Origin of the sequence: Tessaracoccus sp. MC1627 (genome assembly GCF_014164725.1) — a bacterium.
GTDB lineage: Bacteria > Actinomycetota > Actinomycetes > Propionibacteriales > Propionibacteriaceae > Arachnia.
In genome coordinates, this window is sequence record NZ_JACJGA010000001.1 from 853860 (window position 1) to 865835 (window position 11976).

Consider the following 11976-nt stretch of genomic DNA (forward strand, 5'->3'; position numbering starts at 1 on the left):
CATGATCACCCACGTCTGGAACATGCAGTTCACCACCGAGGCCACGACCGAGCAGCGCGAGGCACTCGTCGACGCGATGACGGAGCTTCCCGCCAAGATCGAGGGCGTCGCGTCCTTCCGCTCAGGTGCTGACCTCGGGCTCAACCCCGGCAACGCCGAGGTCGGAATCATTGCCGAGTTCGCCGACGAGCAGGCCTGGCGCAACTACTTCGCAGCTCCGGCGCACGTCGCGTTCGTCGACGACCACGTGACCGCGTTGTGTGCCACCTGGAGCGCGTTCCAGCTGCGCACCCTCTGAGGCGGGCTTCTCCGATAATCGTCGAACCCTTCCCTAGCTTGATCCGGGGGCGTACCGTGGAACTCGTCCTGTTATCTAGACCAACTCGGGAGGCAAAGTATGGGCTTCGGAGACAAGATTCAAGAGACCATCGGTAAGGCCAAGGAAGGCCTGGGCGACTTGATCGACAACGACGAGCTTCGCCGAGAAGGCCAGAAGGACCGCATCGAAGCCAGCGCGAAACAGGTGGGCGCTGAAGTGAACGAAAAGTTCACCGACGCTACCGGCAACGTGGCTGACAAGGTGGAGGACTTCAAGCGTGACGTCTCAGACGGCCGCTAGCCAGGCTTTATCACTACCAGGACGGGGTCGCCTTCGGGCGGCCCCGTCTTTGTTGTTGCCAGCATGCGTGGGGCTTGCTCGTGCCGCGCGCGAGCGGTTGCCCCTCGAGATACTCGAGACCCGGAGTTCTGCCGTGCACCCTGGCGGCCCGGCGCAGGTTGTGCGCATAGACCGACAGGTTGTGCTCAGCGCGGCGACGGCCAATTCCGCGGCTGATTGAGTTTGTCACGGTTACACGCGACGTCAGTCCGACGGCCCAGGTCAGTGCCTACAGCACTGCAAGGGCAGCGGCAGGCGACGCGAGGGCCGTGTCCACATGGATCGTGACAGGACAGCGGTACGGGCGGTGAACGGAGACCTCCACTCCCCGCATACCGCATCGGTCATCGGTCCGAGAAACTCAACGAGGAGAGTTTGATGAAGATTCACCAGCGCGCGACTGCAGGAGGCGTTCGATGAAGCGTCCCACTGTACGGATCATCGCCTTCGCCGGGATCGCCGCCATGGCACTTGCGGGATGCACAGCAAACCCGCAGGGGTCTGAGTCCCCCGTACCCACGTCGGAGCAGGCCGTGACCGGCACCTACACCGAGCGTGAGGTCACCGACGGGTCCACGGCCTTCATGGTCGTCGAGAACCCGGGTGATGGCCCGACCCTGTCGTACGGTGCCGAGAGCGGCATCACGCTGCTCGAGGAAGAAATCGGGGGCGCGACCTATGCGTTCAAGGACATGAACGCCAACGGCGAGCTCGACGCGTGGGAGGACTGGCGCCTTGACGCCACCGAGCGCGCCGCCGACCTGGCCGAAGCAATGTCGATCGAGCAGATCGCCGGCCTCATGCTGTTCAGCTCCCACGAGCGCACACCCGCCGATGGCCTGACCGACGCGCAGAAGACCTACCTGTCGGAGTCCAATCTGCGCAACGTGCTCAACGCCGCTGGCAGCGACGCGGCGGTCACTGTCCCGTGGGTCAACGAGATGCAGGCCTACGTCGAGACCCTCGCCACGGCTGACCTGCCCTACGTGCCGGTCAACTTCAGCTCCGACCCGCGCTCGACCGCCGGTTCCGGCGGCTACAACGCTGAAGGCGCCGACATCTCCCGCTGGCCCTCCAGTCTCGGGCTTGCGGCAACCTTCAACGCCGAGCACACGGCGAACTTCGGCGAGATGGCGTCCGCGGAGTACCGCGCGCTTGGGATCGCCACCGCGCTCAGCCCCCAGATCGACCTCGCCACCGAACCGCGCTGGCTGCGCGTCGGCGGGACCTTCGGTGAGGACGTCGATCAGAACACCGAACTGGCCGCGGCCTACGTCGACGGCTTCCAGGGAACCGGTGGCGAAGACGTCTGGGGCTCCGAGTCCGTCAACGCCATGATCAAGCACTGGGCCGGCGACGGTCCGGGCGAAGGTGGCCGCGAAGGTCACACCGACGCGGGCAAGTACGGCGTCTACCCCGGTGACAACTTCGACGAGCACGCCGCGGGCTTCCTCGGTTCGCTCGACTCGGCGGCCGTCATGACCGCCTACTCGATCGCTCTGGATGCTGACGGTGAGCCGCTTTTCGGCGAGCGTGTCGGCACCGCCTACGACAACGGGCGCATGTCGATCCTGCGTGAGGACAACTCCTACGAGGGCGTTGTCGTCACCGACTGGGGCGTCATGAGCGGTTCCAAGGACGAAGGTGCGTTCTTCGGCATGGCTTGGGGCGCCGAGGATCTGACGCCTGCAGAGCGCTACCTTGAGGTGCTGGGGACCGGACACGACATGTTCGGCGGCGTCAACGACGCCACTTTCCTCCTCGAGGCCTCCGCGCTGTGGCAGGAGAAGTTCGAGGCTGGGGAGCTTGACGTGGACGCGGAGACCCGCTTCCAGGAGTCGGGTGCGCGCATCCTCACGATGCTCTTCAACCCGGGGCTCTACGAGAGCGCATTCCTGGACCCCGCCGAATCCGCTGAGATTCTCGCCAGCGACGACAAGCTCGAGGCCGGCTACGCCGCGCAGCTCGACTCCGTCGTGATGGTCAAGAACGACGGCGGAACAATCGCCGCGACCGAGGCCGCTGACTGGTCCGACAAGACCGTCTACATCCCGCGCTCCTACAGCAACGGCTTCGCCAGCGCCTTCGGGCCCGGCGAGTACACCGAGGGTCCGAGCATCGACCTCGAGGTTGCCGAGCAGTACTTCGGCACCGTCGTCACCGATGAGGCCGTGTCCGACGCAGATGGCGTCGTCACCAGCTACACCGCTCCGGACCTGAGCAACGTCGACCTCGTCCTGGTCGGCATGGACAGCCCGGACAATGGAGGCAACTTCTCCAACATCGGCCACGATCTCGAGACCGATGAGTGGTACCCGTTGTCCCTCCAGTACCGCCCCTACACCGCCGACGGCGAGAACGTGCGCCAGGAATCGATCTCCGGCGACATCCTCGCCGACGGGACCAAGCAGAACCGCTCCTACTTCGGCAACACCTCGCGGATCGCGAATGAGGCCGACCTCGACGCGTTCGAGCGGGCCGTGGCAGCGGTTGATGCCAGCGGCAAGGACATCCCGGTGGTGACCGTTCTCAAGGCGATCAACCCGGTCGTACCGGCTGAGTTCGAGGCGGCGTCCGACGCGATCGTCGTGGGCTTCGGCACCAGCGACCAGGCCCTCATCGAGGTCTCCCTGGGCCTGTACGAGCCCATGGGTCGCCTGCCGATCCAGTTCCCCGCGAACATGGACACCGTCGAGGCGCAGCTGGAGGATGTCGCGAAGGACATGACGCCCTACACCGACGCCAACGGCAACGTGTACGACTACGGCTTCGGCCTGAACTACGCCGGCCCGATCGCCGGCTGACGCAGATCACCCGAGGGGTGGCCGACGGACTCGTTCGTCGGCCACCCCACTACCGGCCGCGGGACCAGCCCAAGGCCAGAGACCACAAGGAGACAATTGTGAAGACCAACAAGATCCTGACCACCGGACTCGGCCTGCTGATCGCCCTCACCGGCGTCTTCGGCGTCACCGCATGCTCCGGCGACAACGGCGCCGGCAGCGCGTCGCAGAGCAGCCAGGCCACGCAGAACATCGACGTGGCTGAGGACCTGGAGAACGCGCGCCAGACGGTGCTTGAGGCGCTCGAGGACGACGACTGGGCCCAGGTCATGCTGGCCAGCGACGTCGACGCACCCACCGTCAAGTACGGCCTCCTCGTGATGCCCTACACCTACTCCGAGGCCACCTCCCGTGTGCAGGGCACCATCGAGATCGATGGCGACAAGTTCACCATCGAGGCTGACTCCGCCGCGACCGGCCAGACCTGGAAGATCGACCAGGACGGCACCATCACCGAGGTCACCGAGTAGTCCTCCGACCAGAGGACTCCCCACGCCGCCCGTACTCGAAGGAGAGAAGAAGTGAACGCCCGACCCAAGAAGGACACAGGTCGCCAGAAGGCGCCCATGTCGAACAAGAAGTTCCTGTGGATCTGGATCCCCGTGCTCGCCACGGTGACCGCGCTGATCATCGTCGTGAACGTGGCGCTCGTCGCCGGAGGCGGATGGGTCGCGTCCCAGCTCGGGTCCGGCACGTACACCTTCACCAACTCCGAGGAATCGGCGGAGTGGGACACCGAGTACTACACCTCCGACTTCGCCGACATCGAGGAGGTCGACGCGGCGGCCAAGGAACTGGTTGAGGAGATCGCGGCCGGCGGCATCGTCCTGGCGAAGAACGAGGCGGGCGCGCTGCCGCTCGCTCCAGCGTCGCGGGTCACGATGCTGGGCCGTGCTGCGGCGGACCCCGTCTTCGGCGGCGCGGGCTCCGGCTCGGTTGACACGCGATCTGCGGTGACGGCACGGGGCGGGCTGGAGAACGCAGGCTTTGTGGTCAACGATTCGGTCTACGCGGCGATCGAGGCGTTCGTCGCCGAGAACAAGCGGGGCCACATCGAGATGGACAACCCCGGAGCCTCCAGCTACAACATCGGCGAGCTCGTCGTCGCGGACTACGAGGCTCACCAGGCCTCGTTCGCGGACTACTCCGACGCGGCGATCGTCTACATCGGCCGCCCCGGTGGCGAGGGGGGCGACCTGTCGCGGGACATGACCGACTGGGACGCCAACGCCGTCGACGGCCAGCACCAGCTGGAGCTGAACCAGGACGAGCGGGACCTGCTCGAGCTTGCCAAGGAGTCCTTCGAGACGGTGGTGGTCGTGGTCAACTCGTCGACGACCATCGAGATGGGCGACGTCCAGGACGACCCGGGGATCGACGCGGTCCTCCTGGCTGGATCGCCGGGAGCAACCGGTCTCTCGGCACTGGGTAGGATCCTGAACGGCGAGGTGAACCCCTCCGGTCGCACAGCCGACGTCTGGGCCGCCGATTTCACGGCAGATCCGACGTTTGTGAACTTCGGCGACTTCATCTACGACAACATCGAGGCGTCCTTCCCGGTCTCGGCCGTCGAGCAGGCCACCTCCAACGCGACGCTGACCTCTGACGCGCCGTTCGTGAACTACGCCGAGGGCATCTACATCGGCTACCGGTACTACGAGACCGCGGCAGCCGAGGGCTTCATCGACTACGACGATGCGGTGGTCTACCCGTTCGGCTACGGCCTCAGCTACAGCGACTTCGCGTGGGAGATCGTCTCGAGCGAGGCGGGCGACCTCGACGGCACCGTGTCTGTGGAGGTCGAGGTCACCAACACCGGCGACGAGGCGGCCAAGGACGTGGTCGAGCTGTACTACACCTCGCCCTACACCCCCGGTGGCATCGAGAAGTCCGAGGTGGTGCTCGGGGCATTCGACAAGACCGGACTGCTCGAGCCCGGCGCGTCCGAGACCCTCACCCTCGAGATCGCCGTCGAGGACATGGCCTCCTACGACCACCTCGACAACCGCGCGTACGTGCTCGAGGCAGGCGACTACGAGATCAGCCTGCGCACCGACTCACACACCCCCGCTGATGGCGTCGAACCCATCACCTACACGGTGGCCGATGACGTCGTCTACTCCGGCGACGACCACCGCTCGACCGACCTCGCCGAGGTCACCAACCAGTTCGACGATGTCTCGGCCGCTTTCACCAGCGAGCCCCAGGAGGGCAAGATCCTCTCGATGTCGCGTGCGGACTTCGCGGGTACCTTCCCGCAGGCGCCGACGCCCGACATGTTCGTCGCCGACGACGCCGTCGTGGCCGGGTTCGCCCCCTGGGATCACGAAGCGGCAGCAGCGGAGTTCGACGGTGAGAAGCCGGCTCTCGGAGAGGACTCCGACCTGACGCTTATCGACATGCGCGGGCTCGCGAAGGACGACCCGAAGTGGGAGGAGATCATGGACTCCCTTACGGTGGGCGAGATGACCGATCTGCTGCTCAACGGCGCATACCAGACCGCCGGCATCGGGTCGATCGCCAAGCCGCAGACGCTCGAGCCGGACGGCCCGGCGGGCTTCTCCTCCTTCATCAACTCCTCGATCAACGGCGTCGCCTACCCCTCGCAGTTCCTCATCGCGCAGACCTGGGACGTCGATCTCGGCACCGAGATGGGCAGGATGCTCGGAAACGAGGCGCTGCAGAAGGGGATCAACGGCTGGTACGCACCAGCGGCCAACCTGCACCGTTCTCCGTTCGGTGGCCGCAACTTCGAGTACTACTCGGAGGACCCGCTCCTCTCGGGCGCGCTGCTCACCGCAGTGGCAGACGGTGTCGCGGAGAAGGGCGTCTACACGATGCTCAAGCACTTCGCGCTCAACGAGCAGGAGACGAACCGCGTCAACAACGGGATCGCCACCTGGGCGAACGAGCAGACCATCCGTGAGCTGTACCTGAAGCCGTTCGAGATGGCCGTCAAAGACATCACGATGGACGTCACCTACATCGCCGACGAGAACGGCACTGTCGAGGAGACCACGATCGGCGCGGGCGGTGTCATGAGCTCGTTCAACCGGATCGGGTCAACCTGGGCCGGAGGCTCCGAGGCGCTGATGACCAACGTGCTCCGCACCGAATGGGGCTTCGAGGGGTTCGCCATCTCGGACTTCAACCTGTACCCCTACATGAACCCGAACCAGTCGATCAGCGCCGGCACGGATCTCACCCTGACCTTCCAGCCGTCGAAGTCGCTCTCGGACACCTCCTCCGCCAAGGCGGTCACCGACATCCGGAACGCGACTCAGAACATCCTGTTCACTGTCGCGAACTCCAACGCGATGAACGGGCTCGCCCCCGGCACGACTGTCGATTACACCCCGCCCACCTGGGTCTACATCCAGTATGCGGTCTCGGCCGTCCTGGGCGCGCTGGTCCTCCTCGGGGCGTTCCTGGTGTGGCGTCGGGTGCGCCGCCACAGCGCCACCACGGAGGCCGGTTCGGCAGCAAGCTGACCGCTCCTAGCAACGCACACGGGTGCGGGACCCTTTCCGGGTCCCGCACCCGTGTGCGTCTATGCCGTGATCCCTCCATCGCGATCGGGCGGAAGATCAGCTGAACCAGCCGCGCACCGTGCTGTCGAAGCGGCTGAGCGCCGAGCCGATGGCCATGTGCATGTCCAGGTACTGGTAGGTCCCAAGCCGCCCGCCGAACAGCACGCGCGGTTCCCCGACCGTCGCCTCGCGGTACTGCTCCAACCGCGCCCGGTCGTCGGGGGTTGCGACGGGGTAGAACGGCTCGTCGCCCGCGTCCGCGAAGCGGGAGTGCTCCCGCACGACGACGGTGCCGGAGCGGTGCGTCCGCTCCGGGTGAAAGTGCTTGAACTCCAGTGTCCGGGTGTAGGGCACGTCCTCGTCGCACTCGTTGATCACTGCGGTGCCCTGATGATCCGAGACGTCCAACACCTGACGATCGAAGTCCAGAGTGCGCCAACCGAGGGCCCCGAACCGGTGGCCGAAGTAGCGGTCCATGGGGCCGGTGTAGACCACGGGGACCTGACCGACCGCTGCGTCTCGGCTGAGCTCCTGGCCGCTGTCGAGGAAGTCCACGCCCAGCCGGACGTCGATGAGCCGATGGTCGGCCATGCGCTCCAGCCAGGCCGCGTAGCCGTCGCGGGGCATGCCTTGGTGGGTGTCTGAGAAGTAGCGGTTGTCGTAGGTGAACCGCACGGGGAGCCTGGTGATGATGGACGCCGGCAGGTCGCGGGGATCGGTCTGCCACTGCTTGGCGGTGTAGCCCCGGATGAACGCCTCGTACAGCGGCCGGCCGATCAGCGAGATGGCTTTGTCCTCGAGATTGCCCGGCTCGCGGCCGGCGAGCTCGCCGGCCTGCTCGTCGATGAGACTGCGGGCCTCGTCGGGGCCGAGGCCTGTGCGGAAGAACTGGTTGATGGTGCCGAGGTTGATCGGCAGCGGGAACACCTCTCCGCGGCGGCGGGCGTAGACACGGTGTTCGTAGGGGGTGAATGCGGTGAACCGATTGACGTAGCCCCACACCGCGTCGTTGGACGTGTGGAAGATGTGGGCCCCGTAGCGGTGCTCCTCGATGCCGGTGGCCTCGTCCACCGTGCTCCAGGCGTTTCCACCGATGTGGTCCCGCGACTCGACGACGCTGACCCGCAGTCCGAGCTCAGTTGCCGCCCGCTCCGCGATGGTCAACCCGAACAGGCCAGACCCCACAACCAACAGATCCATCTGTCCTCCCGGTAACCAGTTGTGGGCGAGGCTACCAGCGCCCCGCCAGGTGCCGGTTGATAATGTGTGGGACTTCGGGAGGAGGGCGCATGATCCGCATCGGAGTTGTCGACGACCAGGAGGAGAGCCGCCACCTTCTGCAGAGTTACCTGGCCCGCTACGAGCTTGAGAACGGTGGCCAGTTCGTCGTGGAGGAGTTCACCGACGGCTCTGAACTCACGGCCGCCTACCGTCCCCGCTTCGACATCATCTTTCTCGACGTCCAGATGGAGAACCTCGACGGTTTCGCCACCGCCCGGCTGATCCGCGAGGTTGACCCGGGCGTCATCCTCATCTTCGTCACCAACATGGCGCAGTTCGCCATCAAGGGCTACGAGGTGGACGCGATGAGCTATCTCCTCAAGCCTGTGCCCTACTTCGCGTTCTCCCAGGAGCTCAAGCGTTCGCTGCAGCGCCTCGACCGCGCCCGCGACGACCACATCGTGCTCAGCGTGGGCGGTGAGGTGCTCCGCGTCAACCTGGTCGACGTGGTCTACATCGAGAGCATCAAGCATCGGCTCGTGTTCCACACCAGCGAGGGCAAGCTGTCGATGATCGGCACCCTCAAGGAGATGTCCGCCCAGCTCGAGCCGCGTGGCTTCTTCCGTTCCAACAGCTTCCTGCTGGTCAACCTGCGTCACGTCGAGGGCTTCAGCGACGGAGAGTCGAAGCTCACCGGCGGAATCTCGCTGCCTGTGAGCCGCTCGCGGAAGAAGCCGTTCCTCGAGGCGCTCACCGGCCACTTCGGGGGGCACCCGGCGTGACTGAGGTCCTGCCCAACATCCCTCGCGAGATCACAGGGCTGGCCGAATGGCTGGCGTGCGTGGTCTACATCCTTGTGTTGCCACGACGGTGGGGGGTGGTGGGGACCGCGGCCACCTGCGTCGTGGGCCTCGTGGTCCTCGTCTCCGTGCAGCTATTCGCCGGCAAGCTCCCGCTCCAGCTGTGGACGGTCGGGATGCTGCTGGCGGTGGCGGCCATGTGCGCCTTCATCGCCGTCACCACGACGGTGGGGCCGCGCGACGTCGGCTACGTCGCCGCCCGCGCGTTCGTGTTGGCCGAGCTTGTGGCCTCGCTCGAGTGGCAGATCCACGCGTTCTACTTCCACCCCGAACCCGGGGTCACGGGCCTGGTTCCGACGATCGTGCTGCTGATCCTCTACGCGGTGGCGTTCGGTGCCGCCCACATCCTTGAGCGCCGTCACTTCGACGGGACGGCGCCGGCCGTCGGTCCCCGAATGCTCGCCATCGCCGTCGCCATGGCGGTGACGACGTTCGCGCTCAGCAACCTCAGCTTCATCACGCCCAACACGCCGTTCAGTGGGGCGATCTCCATCGAGGTGTTCTACATCCGCACGTTGGTGGACCTTGCCGGCTACATCGCCCTCTATGCCCAGCACGAGCAGCTCCGCAAGCAGCGCGCTGATCTTGAACTCGCGGCCATGGACGGGATTCTGCGCACCCAGCACGACCAGTATCTGGCCGCCAAGCGGGACATCGACATGGTGAGCCGCGCCGCCCATGATCTCAAGCACCAGTTGGAGGTGATCCGGGCGGAGGTAGATCCGGAGCAGCGCGGGCGGCACCTGGACACCCTCGGAGACACGCTGAACGAGTTCGGAGCAGCCTTCGACACTGGCAACCCGGTTCTCGATACGGTCCTCACCTCAAAGGCACGCTACTGCCGTTCACGCGGGATCAACTTCACCTGCGTGGCGGACGGCACAGCGCTGGGTTTCGTCGAGGTGATGGATCTGGCCAGCATCCTCGGCAACGCCTTGGACAACGCGATCGAGTCGGTGTCGCGGCTGGGGGAGGAGGAGCACCGGATCATTCGGGTCGCGGTGTTCAATCAGGCCCGCTTCGTCGTGATGAAGTTTGAGAACTACTTTGACGGACAGCTGCAGTACCTGGAAGGGGAGTTGGCCACGCGGAAGGTGGGCGGCACCCACGGACTGGGGCTCAAGAGCATCCGCTTCGCCGCCGAGAAGTACGGCGGTCAGGCTATCGTCGCGGCTCAGGACAACTGGTTCACGTGCACGGTGCTGCTGCCGCTCAGTTGAAGCCGACAGCGCGCTGCGCCGCGAGGTAGGCCCACACGGAGACCGTCCGGCCCGCCTTGCCTGGCAGGTTCACCAGGGCACCGACGCCGCTGCGCCGCAGCCGCCGGTGGGCGGTGGCGTGGGCTCCTCGGAGGTCGCGCCACAGATCCCGCTTCTGCCTCAGGTGCTCAGGCTGCCCCGCGCGGATCAGCATGATCGATGACACCGCGCAGATCAATCCGAGGTAGTGCACCAGATAGCGGTGCAGGGCGGGGTTCGTGGATGCCGCGTCTGGCAGGGCATCGATCATCATCCGGTTGACGCGCAACTGCTGATCCAGCCGCCGCAGCATGACGGATTCGTTGACCGACTGGTCCGCCCGGCCGATGTGGTAGCGGTACAGGTCCACGTCGAGGTACTGCAGCCGCCGCACGAAGGGCAGCGGCACGAAGGCGAAGAGGTTGTCCACGTAGAACGTGTGCTCCGGCAGCCGCATGCCGGATGAGCGCAGGACCGCAGTGCGGTAGGTCAGCGAGTGCATCAGGAGCCCCTGATTGGGGCGGAATCGTCCCACCTCCCGCCAGGAGAACTCGCGACCCTGGGGAAGGACGTTGCGGTAGCGCATCGCGTGCCGGCGACTTCTGCCCTCCTTCTCGTAGACGAAGTTGCTCACCACCAGATCAACCGGCTCGTCGCCCTGGGCGCGCAGGACGGCCAGTATCGAGGCGAGGGCGCCGCGATCCAGCCAGTCGTCGCTGTCGACCACCTTGAAGTACCTGCCCGTGGCGGCGTCGAGACCGGCGTTCACGGCCGACCCGTGCCCCCCGTTGGGCTTGTCGACGACCCTGACCCGGCCGGGATGCGCCCCGGCGTAGCCGTGTGCGATCGCGGACGTGTCGTCGGTGGAGCCGTCGTTGACGACGATCACCTCGACGTCGTCATCGAACGGCAGCATCGAGTCCAGGCAGCGGTGCAGGTAGGCGGCCGAGTTGTAGCTCGGCACCACCAGGGACAGGGTCGTCACAGCGGATGATCCTTTCAGGCCGTGTGCTGCTCGGCAGGTGCCTCGTCGGTGGTGACGGGCTCCTGCTTGAAGATCACCTTGAAGATGGGGTAGAAGACCCAGAACGAGATGGCCGAGTTGATGATCATCGTGATGACATCGGCGGTGGTCTCGCCTGTCTGGCCCCAGCCGAGCGTGTCGATGAAGAAGGTGTAGATCGGCGCCTTGTAGAAGCCCTGGGCTGCCGCGGCCACCAGCGTGATGACGAGGTAGGCGACGAAGTACCAGAATGCCGCCCGCCAGATGCTGGTGTTGGACTTGAAGGTGATGTTGCGCTGGGCGAAGAAGTTGATCACCTGTGCAATGAGGATGGCGAGCTGGACGGCCAGGAAGTACGCGAGGCCTCCACCCCCATCCGGCAGCGCGCCCGCGGCGTAGTCGAAGACGAAGTACTGCGAGCCGTCGATGTTGGAGCCGATGGGCCACACCTGGAAGTCGGTGTCGATCAGCGACGTGCGGCCGAAGATCCCCCGGAACACGGGCATGATCACGATCTGCAACACGGTGACGCCGTTGCTGAGGATGAAGAACATGAGGAACTTGGACAGCTCGGGGTGGCGTTCGCTGAATCCCGCCCACATGGAGCGGATCTTGGTCAACAT

The 11976-nt window shown here is 65.7% G+C and carries 10 protein-coding genes; 7 read left to right on the forward strand and 3 right to left on the reverse strand.

The features are described from left to right. Position 1: 1 nt before the first annotated feature. The 5 genes from H5399_RS03875 to H5399_RS03895 all read left to right on the forward strand — a co-directional run bounded on the left by H5399_RS03875 (position 2) and on the right by H5399_RS03895 (position 6992). The gene (locus tag H5399_RS03875) at positions 2-298 is read left to right on the forward strand and encodes a Dabb family protein (RefSeq protein WP_182781674.1); all 297 of its coding nucleotides are present in this window, start codon (positions 2-4) and stop codon (positions 296-298) included. A gap of 99 nt (positions 299-397) precedes the next feature. Next, positions 398-619, forward strand: coding sequence for a CsbD family protein (locus H5399_RS03880; protein WP_182781675.1), 222 nt, complete (start codon positions 398-400; stop codon positions 617-619). A 455-nt stretch (positions 620-1074) separates the two neighbouring features. Beyond that, a complete protein-coding gene (locus tag H5399_RS03885) occupies positions 1075-3462 on the forward strand; it encodes a glycoside hydrolase family 3 N-terminal domain-containing protein (protein ID WP_182781676.1) in 2388 nt (795 codons plus the stop codon). Between the two features lie 98 nt (positions 3463-3560). Continuing rightward, positions 3561-3971, forward strand: coding sequence for a hypothetical protein (locus H5399_RS03890; RefSeq protein WP_182781677.1), 411 nt, complete (start codon positions 3561-3563; stop codon positions 3969-3971). A gap of 51 nt (positions 3972-4022) precedes the next feature. Next, positions 4023-6992 (forward strand): glycoside hydrolase family 3 C-terminal domain-containing protein, encoded by a 2970-nt coding sequence (locus H5399_RS03895; protein WP_220490763.1) that lies wholly within the window; start codon positions 4023-4025, stop codon positions 6990-6992. A 96-nt stretch (positions 6993-7088) separates the two neighbouring features. Here H5399_RS03895 and glf read toward each other — a convergent pair whose 3' ends face one another. Next, complete coding sequence (gene glf / locus H5399_RS03900) at positions 7089-8231, reverse strand: UDP-galactopyranose mutase (protein ID WP_182781678.1); 1143 nt, start codon at positions 8229-8231, stop codon at positions 7089-7091. A gap of 89 nt (positions 8232-8320) precedes the next feature. Between glf and H5399_RS03905 the strand changes: the two genes are divergently transcribed. Further along, positions 8321-9034: a LytTR family DNA-binding domain-containing protein gene (locus tag H5399_RS03905; RefSeq protein ID WP_182781679.1), complete on the forward strand. Its 714-nt coding sequence runs from the start codon at positions 8321-8323 to the stop codon at positions 9032-9034. After that, positions 9031-10332, forward strand: a complete 1302-nt coding sequence (locus H5399_RS18440) for a sensor histidine kinase (RefSeq protein ID WP_182781680.1) — start codon at positions 9031-9033, stop codon at positions 10330-10332. Before H5399_RS03905 ends, H5399_RS18440 begins: the two co-directional genes overlap by 4 nt. Here the strand turns inward: H5399_RS18440 and H5399_RS03915 are convergent. Both H5399_RS03915 and H5399_RS03920 read right to left on the reverse strand, forming a co-directional pair. After that, positions 10325-11335: a glycosyltransferase family 2 protein gene (locus H5399_RS03915; protein WP_182781681.1), complete on the reverse strand. Its 1011-nt coding sequence runs from the start codon at positions 11333-11335 to the stop codon at positions 10325-10327. The genes H5399_RS18440 and H5399_RS03915 overlap by 8 nt on opposite strands. A 14-nt stretch (positions 11336-11349) precedes the next feature. Beyond that, on the reverse strand, positions 11350-11976 hold the full coding sequence (locus H5399_RS03920; protein WP_182781682.1) for a hypothetical protein: 627 nt from the start codon (positions 11974-11976) through the stop codon (positions 11350-11352).

What these genes read in the sequence shown, in the direction of transcription:
- glf (WP_182781678.1), bottom strand. Translation starts at nt 8,231, where the DNA reads ATGGATCTGTTGGTTGTGGGGTCTGGCCTGTTCGGGTTGACCATCGCG.
- H5399_RS03920 (WP_182781682.1), bottom strand. Translation starts at nt 11,976, where the DNA reads ATGTTGACCAAGATCCGCTCCATGTGGGCGGGATTCAGCGAACGCCAC.
- H5399_RS03905 (WP_182781679.1), top strand. Translation starts at nt 8,321, where the DNA reads ATGATCCGCATCGGAGTTGTCGACGACCAGGAGGAGAGCCGCCACCTT.
- H5399_RS03880 (WP_182781675.1), top strand. Translation starts at nt 398, where the DNA reads ATGGGCTTCGGAGACAAGATTCAAGAGACCATCGGTAAGGCCAAGGAA.
- H5399_RS03875 (WP_182781674.1), top strand. Translation starts at nt 2, where the DNA reads ATGATCACCCACGTCTGGAACATGCAGTTCACCACCGAGGCCACGACC.
- H5399_RS03885 (WP_182781676.1), top strand. Translation starts at nt 1,075, where the DNA reads ATGAAGCGTCCCACTGTACGGATCATCGCCTTCGCCGGGATCGCCGCC.